Here is a 14472-nt window from a genome sequence, read left to right as displayed (position 1 = left end):
AGGGATGCCTCATCCCTTGCTGGAGGCGCTGCGCGCCACTGCGCCGAGGCGGCGGATCACCCCCTCCCGGTCGAGTTCGGGCTGATTGAAGAAGCGATAGAGCTCGCTCTCCACCGCCTTCTGGTAGAGGGGATGCAGGGCCATGGAATCCGCCACGCTCGGCATCAGGTTGCCCGCGGCCTCAGCCTTGTCATAGTCGAGGCGCGACAGCCGGGCGCAGGGATTGAAGTCGGCCAGGGAGAGATCCCGGCGCACCGGGATAGAGCCCTTGGCCCGGTTGAAGGCGAGCTGAAAATCCGGGCTCGCCAGGGCCCGGGCAATGGTCAGATGATCTCTGGGCAGGTTGGCGTTGAACATCACGAAGCTGTCCATGTTGTAGACATAGAGCCCCTGGGTGCCAGGGGCTGGCAGGCATTGCACCTGCTCGGGCACGGCCACGCCACGGGCCAGCAGATCCCCCAGCACCCAGTCCCCCATCAACTGGAAGGCCGCCCTGCCCTCGGCGAGATCGGCGCTGGCCTCATCCCAGCTCTGGCCGCTCAGGGTGGGCAGCACCAGATCGCTCAGCTCGCGAAAGCGGTCCAGGATCTGGCGACTGGTGTCGCTGCCGAGCGCCACCGGGTCCAGCTCGACGAAGGCCTTCTGGTAATACTCCTTGCCTCCCATCCCCAGCGCCAGGCTCTCGAACAGCAGGGCAACCTGCCAGGGGTCGTTGCCGAGCGCCAAGGGCTTGATGCCCTTGGCCTTGAGGGCGCGCACCGCATCGAGAAAGCCGGGCCAGTCGGTGGGAGGGGCCATGTCGAGGCGGGCCAGCAGGGCGCGGTTGACCCACATCCAGTTGAGACGATGCACGTTGACCGGGATCCCCATGTAGTGACCCCCTATCTTGTTGACCCTGGGGGCCACCCCCAGCAGTTGCCTGTCCCACTCCTGCTCCCCCGCCACCTCGTCCTGGGGCTGGATGAAGCCAAGCAGGGCCCAGGAGGCGATGGCCTGCCCCTCCAGCTGGGCCAGGGCCGGGGGATTGCCCGCGATGGCCCGGGCCTGCAGCACCTCCATGGCGCTGTTGCCCCCGCCGCCGAGGATGGCGGCATTCTTGAGTTCCACGCCAGCCCCATGCAACTGGGTCGTCACCACGGCGAAGGCGGCCTGCTCCCCGGGGGACGTCCACCAGTGCAGCATCTCCACCTCGCCGGCCAGGGCGTCATGGAGCGGCAGGGCCAGCAACCAGGCCAGGGCGCGCAGGGAATCAGTCAAGGTTGAGCTCCAGCACCAGGGTCAGCCCCTGGGGTTGATGATTGTGAAGATGAATGTCGCCGCCGTGGATGCGGGCGATGTGGCGAGCTATGGTCAGGCCGAGCCCGCTGCCAGGCAGATCCCGGGTCGACGCGACCCGAAAGTAGGGGTCAAATACCCGCTCCATCAGCGCCGGACTGATACCCGGCCCCTGGTCGCTGAACGCGATCCTCACCTTGTCCCCCCGGTGCGTCACCTGTACCCTCAGGCGCTCTCCGTACTTGATGCCGTTGTCTATGATGTTTTGCAGGCAGCGCTTGATGGCCAGCGGCTTGCCCACCAGCATCAGGCTGGCCGGCCCTTGCAGCGTCATCCTGGCTTCATCATGGTTATAAAGCTCGCCGCAGCGGCGCAGCATCTCCATCAGATCCAGCGCCTCTATCTCCTCGTGGATGTGGGTCTCCTTCATGTACTGCAAGGCCCCCTTTATCATCAGCTCCATCTCGTCCAGGTGGGCGGCAAACTTGCTCTGCTCCTCTGGGTCCGCCAGCATCTCGGTGCGCAGCTTGAGGCAGGCCAGCGGGGTCTTGAGATCATGGGACATGGCGCTGAACAGCAGATCCCGCTCGTGCAGGTGACTGCGAATGCGGCGCTGCATCTTGTTGAAGGCATGGATGGCGGCCCGGGTCTCGCTGCTGCCCTCCTCCTGTACCTCGGGCACCTCCCGCTTGCTGTCGAGCAGGGTCGCGGCCCGGGCCAGATTGCGGATGGGCCTTATCTCCTTGCGCACCACCCACCAGGTGGCGATCAGGATGATCAATGCCGACCCCAGCATGAAACCGAGCTGGCTCGGGGTGAAGAAACGGGGATCCAGGCTCTCGTACGGGGCGGGCAGGGCCGCCGCCAGATAGAACCAGGCGCCGGGCGCGACGGCAATCTGGATCACCAGAATAGGCGGGTTGAGCTCCCCCAGGGCCAGGCTGTAGTGGGCCCAGTTCAGGGGCAGATCGTCGATGGGGATCTCTGTGTTGAATACCCGCAGATCGGCGCGGCTGGTGAAATCGACCCTGCTGGTCACCTCGTGACCCAGCTCCTGTTGCAGCACCCGCTCCACCTCCCCCACCATCTGGGCCCGGCGCTGCGATCCCGAGATGGGGGTCACCGGCAGCGGGTGGTTGTTGAGGGAGACGAAGAAGCGGGTGCCCCCCATGTTGCGCAGCTGCTCCAGCACCAGATGACGGTAATCCTGGGGCAGCTTGCGAAAGAAGGCGATGGTGGAGGAGGCGCTCAGGGCCATGCTGCGCACCGTGCTGATGAGCCCCTGCTCCTGGGCCTGATTGCTGTGGCGATACCAGAAGAAACCGGCGCACAGCTCGGCCGCCAGGATGACGCACAGCAGAAACAGGCTGGTACGGCTGGCCAGGGAGCGTGGCCCCCAGCCCCGGCTAGGCCTCATAGACGGTCTCGGTCGCCAGCATGTAACCCTTGTTGCGCACCGTCATGATCAGGGTGCGATCCTTGTCATCCAGGGCCTGGCGCAGCCGGGATACCTGCACGTCTATGCCCCGCTCGAAGGGGTCGCTCTCCCGCCCCCAGATCTCCTGGGAGATGAGATCCCGGCTGAGCAACTCGTTGGGGTGGCGAATGAAGAGACCAAGCAGGGTGTAGTCGGCCCCCGACAGCTGGCGCGGCGCCTCCCCCGCCCGGGAGAGCTGGCGGGTCACGCTGTCCAGAGTCCAGGGGCCGAAGCTGATGCGCCTGGCACTCGCCGCCTGCTGGGTGAGGCGACTGCGCCGCAGCAGCGCCTTGATCCGGGCCAGCAGCTCCCGGGGATTGAAACTCTTGGTGAGGTAATCATCCGCCCCTATCTCGAGTCCGGCGATGCGATCCGCATCCTCGGTCACGGCGGTCAGCATCATGATGGGCACGTTGGAGAGGCGGCGCAGCTGGGAGCAGAGGGTGAAGCCGTCATCCCCTGGCAGCATCACATCCAGGATCACCAGATCCGGCATGCCCTGGCGCACCTGCTGCCACATGGCCTCGCCATCACAGGCGGTGCGTACCTCGAAGCCGGCGCGGCCCAGATACTCGGTGAGGGTATCGGTCAGCGCCTGGCTGTCATCGACGATGAGAATGACTTTACTGTCCATGGCATTATCAATCTGGCTACGAAGATCGGCCCTAAGTTACCAGCACAGGCGCGCCAGGGTCGAGGCAATTGCCGCCCTTTTTGTAACCAGACGCTTACAAATCGCCCTCATCCCGACCGGTCACTGGGCAAGGCTCTCCCAGGGTGACAAAATGGCAACACTCACCCCGACCGGGGATCAGATGCCAGGGAGGCAATATGAGTCTGTGGACCGCCATCGTTCTGATCGTCTTCATCAGCGTGCTGTTTGGCTATCTCGGCAAACGCGCCCGCTACCAGCTGGGGGATGCCCGCATCACGGATCGCCTCGGCAAGCAGGATCTCATCATCAAGGAGTTGCAGGAGCGGGTCGCCAACCTGGAGGCCATAGTGCTGGAGCAGGAGAAGCGCCGCCCCTTCGACGAGCTATAGGGATGTCGCCAGACAAATGGCAGGAGACCGGCACCCCGCACAGCCCTCCGACGACAAGCCAAGGCAGGGGCGCGGGCGCGGCAACAAAAGAAACGGCAACCTTGGTTGCCGTTTCTTTTATTCGCTTTAACCCCGGACTCCGGGGCGGCGCGGCTAGTCTGCCGCAGGCGCTGCGGCAGGCGGCATGGCCGCTGGCATGCTCTCTTGCATGACCTTGGCCAGCGCCTCCCCGCCCCGCTCACGGGCCCCCTGGATGGCACCCTCCCTGTCTTCTTTCTCCTTGTTCTGGCTCAGCTTGAACTTGCCGACCAGCCGATCGATCTCGATTTCGATGCCCACCACGGCCTGCACCATGGCTTCGATATAGTCTCTCGGCGCATCCGCCATCTTCCAGGGAGCTGGCTCTTCAGCCTCCTGGGTCCGGGTCAGGGTGGCGAGCAGGCGGCGCACGAAACGGGCATCGTCCCGCACCCGGATGCGGCCGTGGGCATGCACCACGGCATAGTTCCAGGTAGGCACCTGTTTGTGGTGCGCCTGCTTGCTCGGATACCAGTTGGGGGAGATATAGCCCTCGGCGGCCCTGAAGATCACCAGCACCTCCTGCCCCTCCTTCACCTCCTGCCAGAGCGGGTTGTTGCGCGCCACATGGGCCCGCAAGATCCCATGCTCCCCCTCATCGGCATCGAACTCGAACGGCAGGTGGTTGGCATCCAGCCCCTGCTCGCCACGGGTGACCAGGGCCCCCAGAGGATGGGCCCGGATCAGCCGATGCAAAGAGGCGGGGTCGGCAGCTTCGAAATGGGGTGGCAGGTACATGCAGGCTCCTTTATCCGTGATGGTGTGTCCGTACTAAACCCGTCGAGATGATCCCATGGCGGGAGAGCATCATCTCGAGTTTGCCTGCCGAGCGCCACCGAATAAAGCCTTGGCCGCCAGCGGAGAACAGCGGCCACCCGCTCAGGGCAAAGGGCTCCCTTTGGCGAGGTAGCCGATGTGATAGGCATCGGCCCCTGCCGGCATCGCCTGTGGAAGCGATGGCAAGAGATCCACCTCCAGCCACTGCCAGCGGGAAAGATCCCAGCCGCTCACCATGGCCCCGGTGTGCAGCTCGGCCAGGCAGGCATGGGGGGCAATGGCAGTGCGCCGCAAGATGGCCACCCTGGCCTGCTCGAGATCCTCCATCTGCGGGGCAGACAGCAGATGCCAGGTCTCGATATGGGGCCAGCCGAAGTGCCTGGTGAGCGCCGCGAATCCTTCGCTTGCCAGGAATCGGCGCATCGCCTCGGCGCTTTGCCACACATAGAAGGGGGCATAGCGGTTCTCCCGGCAGGGCTGTGCGGCCTCGTCATGGCGGCCATAGAGATAGGCCTTGAACAGCAAGCCGGGAAAGCCGTCGAGTCTGGCCCCATTGCTGGCAATCCGCGCCTCGATGAGCCCCATGTCGTAGTCCGCCGGCAGGGTGAATCTGTAGTGCATGGCGATCATGAGGACACCCCCAGCTGGAACATCAGACCCCGTCCGAAGCTCCACTCCTCGCTGCCGTTTTGCTGGATCACCACCATGAGGTTGTCGGGATGGATGCCCAAGTCGGCATGCAGGCGCTCGGCGAGCCGCCCATAGAGCCGCTCCTTGACCTCAGTGCTGCGCGGCTTCCCCGCCAGGATCTGGAAGAGGATGAAGTCGCCGTCCCGGCGGCCGGTCTGGTAGTGGGGGTGATAGACAAGCGCCTTGGCCGGCAGGATCTCGAGGATCTGGAACTTGTCCTCCGGCGGCACCTCGAACACCTCCACCAGGGTCTGGTGATAGAGCGCGGAGAGCTGCTGCAGGCGCGCGTCGCTCATCCCCTCGCGCACTGTGATGCGGGTCAGCGGCATGGGTTGGCCTCCTCGCGGGCGGGCAGCAGGCTCACTGCGGTGACAGCGGCGGGCAAGCCGGCGTAGAAGGCGAGATGGGTGAACAGCTCTTCCAGCTGATCCCGTGTCAGGCCGTTTTGCTGGGCGAACGTGATGTGCCACGGCAGTTGTTGCACCCGCCCCAGCGACGCCAGTATGGCCAGGGTGATCAGGCTGCGCTCGCGGGCTGACAGGGCGGGCCGCTGCCAGATATCGCCAAACAGCGTGTCTTCCGCCAGTTGGGACAATCTCGGCGCCACCAGCGCCAGGTCGTCACGATCAAGAACAGGATGGGTCATGGCAATCTCCTTGGATGGTGAAGCCACTCTCTCCCACTGCTACAATTTAGAAAATCGAAATATCAAAGACCATCAATCCCGATTATCAGGACAATTATGCAACCCCTTCCCCTGAACCTGGATCTCGATGCCCTGCGCAGCTATGTCGTCGGCATGGAGTGCGGCAACTTTGCGCTGGCGGCGCAGCGGCTGTGTCGTTCCACCTCGGCGGTCAGCGCCCAGTTGAAAAAACTCGAGCAGCAATGCGGCACGGCGCTGGTCGCTCGCAGCGGGCGCCACCTGGTCCCGACCCCCCAGGGCGAGCTGCTGCTGGGCTATGGGAAACGGCTGCTGGATCTCAATGACGAGGCCGTGTGCGCCCTCAAGGGGGAGCTGCTGCAAGGGGAGATCAGACTGGGGGTACAGGAGGACTTTGGCGAATCTTTGCTGCCGGCTGTGCTGGGGCCCTTCTGTCGCCTGCATCCCGGGCTTCGCATGACGACCCGCATCGATCGCAATGGGCCGCTGACAAAGGGGATCAAGGAGGGCAGCCTCGACATGGCCCTGACCTGGCAGCCGCAAGATGAGGGGATGGATGCCCGGCTCATCGATCTGGTGCTACTGCAATGGATAGCGCACCCGGACTGGGAGCTCGCCCCTCTGCTGGCACGGGGGGAGCCTCTGCCCCTGGTGCTCTTCGATGCCCCCTGCCTGATGCGATCACGGGCCACCCGGGCCCTCGACGAGGCCGGGATCCCCTGGCGTATCGCCTTCACCAGCCAGAGTCTAGGGGGGATCTGGGCGGCCTTGCAGGCCGGGCTCGGGCTCACGGTGCGCTCCACCATCGGCATGCCGGCCAGTCTGGTGACCCTCGGCGGCGTGCTGCCGTCAGTGGGCACATTGGGGGTCGCCCTGCTCAGCGCCAACCACCCATCCAGCGAGGCCGAGCACCAGTTGCAGACACTGCTTGCCGACGCCGTGCATCGGGCCAGTGCCAGCAAGGGCTGAGAAGACTGGCAGCCATAGCCGCAGACCTGCCCGCACAATGGGGGACATAAAAAACGGCAACCATCGGGTTGCCGTTTTGCTTTCTTAGTCCCATGACAAGCCGGTTGGTTTAACCCGCCCGCTTGGCCAGCCAGGCTTCGGCGGCGGTAAGGGCCGCTTCTACCTGCTCCCGGGCGACGCCCCCCTTGGCGACCCGCTTGGCCAGGGTGGCTTCCAGCTCCAGGTTCGGATAGACATCCTCTCCCACCACCGGGCTGAAGCGCTGAAACTCAGGCAAAGAGAGCTCTTCCAGGGGCTTCTTCACCTGGATCGCATAGACCACGGTCTCGCCGACGATGTGGTGCGCCTCGCGGAACGGAATGCCCTTGGCCACCAGGTAGTCCGCCAGTTCGGTGGCGTTGGCGTAACCGCCCTGGGCCGCCGCCTTGGTGCGCTCGCCATTGACCTTCAGATCGATCAGCACCAGGGCCGCCATGTCGAGGCAGCCATGCCAGGTATCGAGGGCATCGAACAGCCCTTCCTTGTCTTCCTGCATGTCCTTGTTGTAGGCCAGCGGCAGCGCCTTGAGGCTCATCAACATGCCCATCTGGGCGCCGACCACCCGGCCTGTCTTGCCGCGAATGAGCTCAAGGGCGTCCGGGTTCTTCTTCTGGGGCATCAGCGACGACCCCGAAGTGACCGCATCGGAGAGCTCGACGAAGCCCGCCTCGCCTGTGTTGTAGAAGATGAGATCTTCGGCAAAGCGCGACAGGTGCGCCATGGACAGCGACGCCACGTGCATCAGCTCCACCACGTGGTCCCTGTCCGACACAGAATCCAGGCTGTTGCGGGTGGCGCCGCCAAAGCCCATGTCCAGCGCCAGCGCCTCCCGGTCGATGGCGTACGCCGTGCCCGCCAGGGCGCCACAGCCGAGGGGGCTGGTGTCGAGGCGCTTGAGGGCATCCTGCAGACGGGAGTGATCCCGCTCCAGCATCTCCACATAGGCCAGGGCCCAGTGGGCGAAGGTGACCGGCTGGGCCCGCTGCAGGTGGGTGTAACCGGGCAGCACGGCGGCCTGATTGGCACGGGCACAGGCCACCAGCCCCTGTTGCAGGGCGCTGATGGAGCCGAGCAGCAGCTCACCCTGGGCCTTGCACCAGAGTTTGAGGTCGGTGGCGACCTGATCGTTGCGCGATCGGCCGGTGTGCAGCTTCTTGCCGAGATCGCCGACGGCATCGATGAGCTTGCCCTCGACCCAGGAGTGGATGTCTTCGGCATCCGAGCTCAGGATCTGCCGGGGATCCTGCTGCACCGAGGCGAGCAGCACCTCCATCGCCTGTTGCAGCTTGCCCTGCTCATCGCTGGTCAAGACGCCGACCGTGACCAGGGCGCGGGCCCAGGCCATGGAGCCTTGAATGTCCTGCTCCGCCAGGCGGTAATCGAACCGCAGCGAGTCGTTGAACTGCTTGAACCGGCTATCGGCCCCCTGACTGAAGCGTCCACCCCAAAGTGCCATACTGCTCTCCTTGAATGCGTTGTCGGCGGCGCCTTGCACCTGCCGCGAATTGTCTCGATGAAGGGTTATCTCATGAAAGGGGCACCTGCGCCCCCTTCATCACGCCTGAGGGTCGCCCTGCCGACCCTCCCACCCCGATGGCTAAGGCCCCTGATCCTTAGCCATCGCGGCGCCTTGATAAACGAGGGGGCCAGGCCCCCTCGTCTGGCTCATCAGTGACGATCAACCGTGGGTATGGTCACCGCCTACCGCCAGATTCTGCTCTTTCAGGGCACGAATGCGGCTGGCCAGGGTGTAGAGGCGGATGAAGCCTTCGGCATGGCTCTGGTCGTACACCTCGTCGGCGCCGAAGGTGGCGAAGTCTTCGGAGTAGAGGCTGTTGCCGGAACGCTTCTGGGTCGCGCTCACCTGGCCCTTGTACATCTTCAGCACCACTTCACCGTCCAGATCCTCGGCGATGGCATTGGCGGAGGCCAGCACCGCCTTGCACAGCGGGGTGAACCAGCGGCCGTCATAGACCAGGTGGGAGAACTCGGCCCCCAGCTTCTCGCGCCAGGCGCGGGTCGGCTTGTCCAGCACCAGCTCTTCGATGGCGCGCAGGGCCGCCATCATGACGGTGCCACCCGGGGTCTCGTAGCAACCGCGGGACTTCATGCCCACCAGACGGTTCTCTGTGATGTCGATGCGGCCGACGCCGTGCTTGCCAGCACGCTCGTTCAGGGTCACCAACACCTGATAGGGGCTCAGGGGCTGGTCGTCCACGGCCACGATTTCGCCCTGCTTGACGGTCAGCTTGACGTATTCAGGCTCGTTCGGTGCCTGCTCCGGGGAGACGGTCCACTGCCAGACCGCTTCCGACGGCTCGTTCCAGGTGCTCTCCAGCTCGCCACCCTCGGTGGAGATGTGCCAGGCGTTGGCATCGCGGCTGTAGATCTTCTTCAGGGTCGCCTTGCAGGGGATGTTGCGCGCTTCCAGATAGGCGAGCAGCTCTTCACGGGAGCGCATGTCCCAGATCCGCCAGGGAGCGATCACTTTCAGCTGGGGGGCCAGGGAGGCCACGGCCCCTTCGAAACGCACCTGGTCGTTGCCCTTGCCGGTGCAACCGTGGGCGATGGCGTCGGCCCCTTCGGCCTTGGCCACTTCCACCATGGCCTTGGCGATCACGGGACGGGCCATGGAGGTACCCAGCAGGTAGGTGCCTTCATAGATGGCGCCGGTCTTCAGGGTCGGATAGACGTAATCCTTGACGAACTCTTCCTTCAGGTCATAGACCACACACTTGGCCGCGCCGGAGGCCAGGGCCTTCTCTTCCACCCCTTCCAGATCGTCTTCACCCTGACCGACGTCGGCGACGAAGGCGATGATTTCGGCGTTGTAGTGCTCTTTGAGCCAGGGAATGATGGCCGAGGTATCCAGTCCGCCCGAGTAAGCCAATACTATCTTGTTGATTCCGCTCATTTACTTCTCTCCATGATCAATCTTGAAAACATTAAAAACAGGGTCGGTCGCTCATTTGTGACCCAGCAGGGTCAGCAGCACGGCGTTCTGGATATGCATCCGGTTCTCTGCCTCGTCCAGAATGAGGGAGGCGGGGCCATCCATCACTTCCGAGGTGATCTCCAGTTCCCGGTGGGCCGGCTGGCAGTGCAGCACATGCTGGATGCCGGTCCGGTCGAGCAGGGCCTGGTTGATCTGGTAAGGCATGAAGATCTCTTTTACCTGCTCCATTGGTGTGTTGTCACCCATGGAGACCCAGGTGTCGGTATAAACCACGTCGAAGCCTTCGATATCGGCGACGTCATCGCTGATATGGATGTTGGCCCCCGACTCGGCCGCCAGGGCCTGAGCCTCGAGGAAGATCTGGGTATCCGGACCGTGACCCTTGGGACAGATCAGGGTGACGTCTGTGCCCAGGGTCGCCCCCAGCAGCAGCAGGGAGTGGCTGACGTTGTTGCCATCGCCGAGGTAGGCCAGCTTGACCTTGGACAGATCGTCGTAGTGTTCCGCGATGGTCATGAAGTCCGCCAGCCCCTGGCAGGGGTGGTAGAGATTGCACAGGCTGTTGACCACGGGCACGGTCGCGTACCGCTGCAGATCCACGAGCGTCTGGTGATCGAACACCCGGGCGACGATGGCGTCACACCAGCGGGACAGGTTGGCGGCGAAATCCTGCACGGACTCCCGCTTGCCCAGGGCCCCGTTCTGCTGATCCAGGTAGACGCTGTGGCCACCCAGCTTGGCGATGCCGATGTCGAAGGTGACCCGGGTGCGCAGGGAAGGCTTCTCGAACAGGGTGACCACCGCCTTGCCCGCCAGGGCATGGGCATACTTCTTGGGATCGGCCTTGACCTGTTTGCCCAGGGCTATCAACGCCAGGATCTGGGCCTTGCTGAGGTCGCTGTCTTTGAGCAGGTGTTGCATCGAATCGTCCTTTTGTCGTGCCTTAGAGGGTAACCTGGGTGCCGATGGCGGCGCCGCCAAGCAGCTGGAGCAGCTGATCCGGGTAGCGCCAGCTGGCGACACAGACCGGCTTGCCCAGGGTCTCTGCGGCATGGAGCGCCGCCTTCACCTTGACCGCCATGCCATCGGTGATGACCCCTTTCTCCATCAGATCCAGCGCCGTCTGTTTATCAAGCTGCGGCACCAGCTTGCCCTTGCCATCCAGGATGCCGCTCACATCCGACAGCATCACCAGGTCGGCGCCCAGGGCTTCGGCAATGGCCGTGGCCGCCTGATCCGCATTGACGTTCATCAGCTGGCCGTCGGCGGTGATGCCGATGGAGCTGATGACAGGCAGGAACTGCTGGGAGAGCACGCCCTGCACCAGGGCCGGGTTGCCCGGGGAGCAGTCACCGACCGCGCCCAGCTGCGGATCCAGCTGCACCACCTGGCACAGGCCGCCATCGGCCAGGCACAGGCCCACGGCCGGAATGCCGCAGGCGATGGCCTTGGCCATCATCTGCTTGTTGGCGGTACCGGCCAGGGCACCGGCGATGAAGGGGATCTGCTCGAACGGGGTCACCCGTAGGCCGTTCTTCTTGCTGGAGGTCATCCCCAGCCCCTTGAGCAGATCATCCACCAGGCAGCCACCGCCGTGCACCAGCACCAGGGGTCTGTGCTGATCGTCGAGGAAGGTTTTCAGGGTGGCGAACAGGGCGGTCAGGGCCTCGTCGTTCTCGATGAGGGCACCACCCAACTTGATTACCAGTGTCTGTTTGTCCATTTTCTTTACCCTTCCTTAAATCAGGCCCGTGGCCGGTTCAAAACCAAACTTGATGTTCACGCACTGGATGGCCTGGGAGGCCGCCCCCTTGAGCAGGTTGTCGATGGCGGACACCACCACCAGCATGTTGCCCTGCTGCTGCCAGGCCAGATCGCAATAGGGTGTGCTGGCCACGCCACGGATGGAGGGCATCTGGCCGGTGAGCCGCACCAGGGGCTTGCCTTCGTAGGCGGCGAGATAGGCTTGATCCACCTGCTCCAGGGTCACGTCGTCCGCCAGCTGTACATAGATGGTGGCCAGGATGCCGCGCACATAGTTGCCAAGGTGAGGCTGGAACAGCACCCCCTTGCCCAGGTGGTGGCTGATCTCCGGCTGATGTCTGTGATTGAAGGTGCCGTAGGGGCTCAGGCTCACCTCGCAGAAGCTGGTGTTGACCGATGCCTTGCGCCCGGCCCCCGAGACGCCGGAGACCGCATTGATGATGGGCTGCCACTCCGCCTTGATGAGACCCGCCTGCTGCAGCGGCTTGAGGGCGCACAGGGAGGCGGTGGGGTAGCAGCCAGGCACCGCAATCAGCTGGGCGGCGTGGATCCCATCGGCATTCCACTCCGCCAGACCGTAGGCAGCCTGGGCGAGCCACTGCTCGCTCTCATGGGTGAAGCCGTAGTAATCCTGGTAGAACTGCTGATCCTGCACCCTAAAGGCGCCGGAGAGATCGAACACCGGCAGCCCCTTGGCCAGGAACTTGGGAGCCAGCTCGGCGCTCACCTCGTGGGCGGTGGCCAGCAGCACCAGATCGGCCTGGGTCAGGATCCGGGTCATGCCGTCTTCGTCCAGGGGCAGCAGCGGCTGATCCAGCTCGCCCACCCACTGGGGATGGAGGGAGGAGAAGCGCTTGTGGGCGTCCTGGCTGCCGGCGGAGACATAGAGGCCGAACAGCTTGAGTTGGGGGTGGTTCTGCACCAGGGCGGCCAGCTCTGCTCCCGCGTAGCCACTGGCACCGACGATAACGGTGTTAAGCATTGATCGATTCCAAAATCTGAGGTCTGGGTTCACAGCATGATGCTGCATAAAGATTAAGAGGCAGTGAATCGCCTCTTCTGCCTTGCCAGGCAAGGGGCGACGAGCTGGCTAGCTCACGCGGAGACAATTCAGGCGGGGTTGCGTCGTCGGTGATAGATCAGGTGACAGAACATTGACTTTCCCTTACAACTAGAGCCTTATCGGTGAGCGCAAGAACAGAATATTCATTCACTCAGTTTGCATTTGTATTTTCTAACAGAAACCTTCCGAGGGTGCAAGGAGGAGCTAGTGGCCAATCAGGATTTTTTTTCACTTTATAAGAATATTATTGCAATACCCTCCATCAGCAGCACGGATCCCAAGTGGGATCAGAGCAACGAGGGGGTGATCCGGCTGCTGGCGGACTGGTTCGACCAACTCGGCTTTCGGTGCGAAGTGACGGCCCTGCCGGAATTGCCCGGCAAGTTCAACCTGGTGGCGACCTATGGCCAGGGAGAAGGGGGTCTGCTGCTGGCGGGCCATACCGATACGGTGCCGTTCGATCAGGGTGCCTGGCGCAAGGATCCCTTCAAGGTGACCGAGGAGGGCAACCGCCTGTATGGCCTGGGTACCATCGACATGAAGGGTTTCTTCGCCTTCATCGTGGAGGCGCTCAAGGATATCGATCTCAAGACCCTCACCAAACCGCTGCGCATCCTGGCTACCGCCGACGAGGAGACCACCATGGCCGGGGCCCGCGCCATTGCTGCGGCGGCCGAACTCAAACCCGACTATGCGGTGATCGGCGAACCCACCGGCCTGGTGCCCGTGGTGGCCCACAAGGGCCACATGTCGGAGGCCATCCGCATCACGGGCAGGAGCGGTCACAGCTCGGATCCCGCCAACGGCGTCAACGCCCTGGAGATCATGCACCAGGCCATGGGGCAGGTATTGGCGCTACAGCGCAGCCTCAAAGATAAATATGCAGATCACCGCTTCAAGGTGCCCCAACCGACCCTGAATCTGGGTTACATCCAGGGGGGGGACAGCCCGAACCGCATCTGTGGCTGCTGCGAACTGCACATCGACATGCGGCCCACTCCCCAGGTGGGTCCGGACGAGCTGATGGGCCTGCTCAAGGAGGCGCTCTCCCCCATCGAAATCCACCAGCCGGGCTGCCTGCACCTGCAACACCTGCACGAACCCATCCCCGCCTATGCCTGCGACGATGCCTCCTTGCTGGTGCGTGAAGCCGAACAGGCGAGCGGCAAGCGCGCCGAATCAGTCAACTACTGCACCGAGGCCCCCTTCATCCAGCAGCTGGGCTGCCAGACCATAGTGATGGGCCCGGGCCACATCGCCCAGGCACACCAGCCGGACGAGTACCTGGACTTGTCGTTCGTCGAGCCGACCAAGTCGGTGCTGCAGCACCTGATCCGCCGCTTCTGCTGCTAGGTCGGCCGGGCACGGGTCATCCACACGACTCACCTGGCGACGCCTTCATCAGGGCCTGACGGGAGAGAGCCACCGAGCGCAGGGAGGCGCAATCGGATATGTAGGAAAGTTACATGACAGAAGGCGGGGCAAGCGGACTCGGTCAAGTGCCAGGATCATCGAAAATACATGTTCTTAATCGGCCTGTTATTTGACCTTGCGCAGACATTCTGGGTAGATTGTCCCCCTAAGATGACGGAGCATATGTTGTAATCGCACAACAATAAGTGAGGCTGTCTCTCACCTTGGAAGGAGAGGGACACCAACCAGAATAAGGATGTGGA

15 protein-coding genes are annotated in these 14472 nt (G+C 63.6%); 3 read left to right on the top strand and 12 right to left on the bottom strand.

Annotation, left to right across the window (positions count from 1 at the left end):
• Positions 1–9: 9 nt before the first annotated feature.
• The 3 genes from ACEUCR_RS10225 to ACEUCR_RS10215 are packed head-to-tail and all read right to left on the bottom strand — an operon-like array spanning position 10 to position 3386.
• Positions 10–1257 carry an ABC transporter substrate-binding protein gene (locus ACEUCR_RS10225; RefSeq protein WP_408789898.1) on the bottom strand — a complete coding sequence of 416 codons (1248 nt, stop codon included), beginning with the start codon at positions 1255–1257 and terminating at the stop codon, positions 10–12.
• On the bottom strand, positions 1250–2692 hold the full coding sequence (locus tag ACEUCR_RS10220) for a sensor histidine kinase (protein WP_408789895.1): 1443 nt from the start codon (positions 2690–2692) through the stop codon (positions 1250–1252). Before ACEUCR_RS10220 ends, ACEUCR_RS10225 begins: the two co-directional genes overlap by 8 nt.
• Positions 2682–3386 carry a response regulator gene (locus tag ACEUCR_RS10215; protein ID WP_111873994.1) on the bottom strand — a complete coding sequence of 235 codons (705 nt, stop codon included), beginning with the start codon at positions 3384–3386 and terminating at the stop codon, positions 2682–2684. Before ACEUCR_RS10215 ends, ACEUCR_RS10220 begins: the two co-directional genes overlap by 11 nt.
• Before the next feature lie 197 nt (positions 3387–3583).
• On the opposite strand from ACEUCR_RS10215, the gene ACEUCR_RS10210 reads away from it, so the two are divergent.
• Positions 3584–3796 (top strand): hypothetical protein, encoded by a 213-nt coding sequence (locus tag ACEUCR_RS10210; protein ID WP_408773571.1) that lies wholly within the window; start codon positions 3584–3586, stop codon positions 3794–3796.
• A 153-nt stretch (positions 3797–3949) separates the two neighbouring features.
• On the opposite strand, the gene ACEUCR_RS10205 is transcribed toward ACEUCR_RS10210, so the two are convergent.
• The 4 genes from ACEUCR_RS10205 to ACEUCR_RS10190 form a co-directional block, all read right to left on the bottom strand.
• The gene (locus ACEUCR_RS10205) at positions 3950–4612 is read right to left on the bottom strand and encodes an FMN-binding negative transcriptional regulator (protein WP_408789893.1); all 663 of its coding nucleotides are present in this window, start codon (positions 4610–4612) and stop codon (positions 3950–3952) included.
• 141 nt (positions 4613–4753) lie between these two features.
• Positions 4754–5272 carry a DUF4865 family protein gene (locus ACEUCR_RS10200; RefSeq protein WP_408789890.1) on the bottom strand — a complete coding sequence of 173 codons (519 nt, stop codon included), beginning with the start codon at positions 5270–5272 and terminating at the stop codon, positions 4754–4756.
• Between the two features lie 5 nt (positions 5273–5277).
• Positions 5278–5670 carry a tautomerase family protein gene (locus tag ACEUCR_RS10195; RefSeq protein ID WP_408773577.1) on the bottom strand — a complete coding sequence of 131 codons (393 nt, stop codon included), beginning with the start codon at positions 5668–5670 and terminating at the stop codon, positions 5278–5280.
• A complete protein-coding gene (locus ACEUCR_RS10190; RefSeq protein WP_111873989.1) occupies positions 5661–5987 on the bottom strand; it encodes a carboxymuconolactone decarboxylase family protein in 327 nt (108 codons plus the stop codon). The genes ACEUCR_RS10195 and ACEUCR_RS10190 overlap by 10 nt, the downstream gene beginning before the upstream one ends.
• Positions 5988–6083: 96 nt before the next feature.
• On the opposite strand from ACEUCR_RS10190, the gene ACEUCR_RS10185 reads away from it, so the two are divergent.
• The gene (locus ACEUCR_RS10185; protein WP_408789888.1) at positions 6084–6974 is read left to right on the top strand and encodes a LysR substrate-binding domain-containing protein; all 891 of its coding nucleotides are present in this window, start codon (positions 6084–6086) and stop codon (positions 6972–6974) included.
• A gap of 109 nt (positions 6975–7083) precedes the next feature.
• Here ACEUCR_RS10185 and argH read toward each other — a convergent pair whose 3' ends face one another.
• The 5 genes from argH to argC all read right to left on the bottom strand — a co-directional run bounded on the left by argH (position 7084) and on the right by argC (position 12715).
• Positions 7084–8469: an argininosuccinate lyase gene (argH, locus tag ACEUCR_RS10180; protein WP_408789885.1), complete on the bottom strand. Its 1386-nt coding sequence runs from the start codon at positions 8467–8469 to the stop codon at positions 7084–7086.
• Positions 8470–8691: 222 nt separating this feature from the next.
• The gene (locus ACEUCR_RS10175) at positions 8692–9927 is read right to left on the bottom strand and encodes an argininosuccinate synthase (RefSeq protein WP_042000966.1); all 1236 of its coding nucleotides are present in this window, start codon (positions 9925–9927) and stop codon (positions 8692–8694) included.
• A 51-nt stretch (positions 9928–9978) separates the two neighbouring features.
• On the bottom strand, positions 9979–10890 hold the full coding sequence (locus ACEUCR_RS10170) for an ornithine carbamoyltransferase (RefSeq protein ID WP_042000969.1): 912 nt from the start codon (positions 10888–10890) through the stop codon (positions 9979–9981).
• A 22-nt stretch (positions 10891–10912) separates the two neighbouring features.
• Complete coding sequence (gene argB / locus ACEUCR_RS10165) at positions 10913–11692, bottom strand: acetylglutamate kinase (RefSeq protein ID WP_392442269.1); 780 nt, start codon at positions 11690–11692, stop codon at positions 10913–10915.
• A gap of 15 nt (positions 11693–11707) precedes the next feature.
• Positions 11708–12715: an N-acetyl-gamma-glutamyl-phosphate reductase gene (gene argC, locus ACEUCR_RS10160; protein WP_408789882.1), complete on the bottom strand. Its 1008-nt coding sequence runs from the start codon at positions 12713–12715 to the stop codon at positions 11708–11710.
• 288 nt (positions 12716–13003) lie between these two features.
• Here argC and argE point away from each other — a divergent pair, with 288 nt between their 5' ends.
• A complete protein-coding gene (gene argE, locus ACEUCR_RS10155; protein ID WP_392442264.1) occupies positions 13004–14149 on the top strand; it encodes an acetylornithine deacetylase in 1146 nt (381 codons plus the stop codon).
• The last annotated feature ends 323 nt before the right edge of the window (positions 14150–14472 follow it).

Source organism: Aeromonas bivalvium (assembly GCF_046078285.1).
GTDB lineage: Bacteria > Pseudomonadota > Gammaproteobacteria > Enterobacterales > Aeromonadaceae > Aeromonas > Aeromonas bivalvium.
This window is presented reverse-complemented; position numbering and strand designations above follow the sequence as displayed.

What these genes read in the sequence shown, in the direction of transcription:
- ACEUCR_RS10195 (WP_408773577.1), bottom strand. Translation starts at nt 5,670, where the DNA reads ATGCCGCTGACCCGCATCACAGTGCGCGAGGGGATGAGCGACGCGCGC.
- ACEUCR_RS10170 (WP_042000969.1), bottom strand. Translation starts at nt 10,890, where the DNA reads ATGCAACACCTGCTCAAAGACAGCGACCTCAGCAAGGCCCAGATCCTG.
- argH (WP_408789885.1), bottom strand. Translation starts at nt 8,469, where the DNA reads ATGGCACTTTGGGGTGGACGCTTCAGTCAGGGGGCCGATAGCCGGTTC.
- ACEUCR_RS10205 (WP_408789893.1), bottom strand. Translation starts at nt 4,612, where the DNA reads ATGTACCTGCCACCCCATTTCGAAGCTGCCGACCCCGCCTCTTTGCAT.
- argC (WP_408789882.1), bottom strand. Translation starts at nt 12,715, where the DNA reads ATGCTTAACACCGTTATCGTCGGTGCCAGTGGCTACGCGGGAGCAGAG.
- ACEUCR_RS10185 (WP_408789888.1), top strand. Translation starts at nt 6,084, where the DNA reads ATGCAACCCCTTCCCCTGAACCTGGATCTCGATGCCCTGCGCAGCTAT.
- ACEUCR_RS10200 (WP_408789890.1), bottom strand. Translation starts at nt 5,272, where the DNA reads ATGCACTACAGATTCACCCTGCCGGCGGACTACGACATGGGGCTCATC.
- ACEUCR_RS10210 (WP_408773571.1), top strand. Translation starts at nt 3,584, where the DNA reads ATGAGTCTGTGGACCGCCATCGTTCTGATCGTCTTCATCAGCGTGCTG.
- ACEUCR_RS10220 (WP_408789895.1), bottom strand. Translation starts at nt 2,692, where the DNA reads ATGAGGCCTAGCCGGGGCTGGGGGCCACGCTCCCTGGCCAGCCGTACC.
- ACEUCR_RS10215 (WP_111873994.1), bottom strand. Translation starts at nt 3,386, where the DNA reads ATGGACAGTAAAGTCATTCTCATCGTCGATGACAGCCAGGCGCTGACC.
- ACEUCR_RS10190 (WP_111873989.1), bottom strand. Translation starts at nt 5,987, where the DNA reads ATGACCCATCCTGTTCTTGATCGTGACGACCTGGCGCTGGTGGCGCCG.
- argB (WP_392442269.1), bottom strand. Translation starts at nt 11,692, where the DNA reads ATGGACAAACAGACACTGGTAATCAAGTTGGGTGGTGCCCTCATCGAG.
- ACEUCR_RS10175 (WP_042000966.1), bottom strand. Translation starts at nt 9,927, where the DNA reads ATGAGCGGAATCAACAAGATAGTATTGGCTTACTCGGGCGGACTGGAT.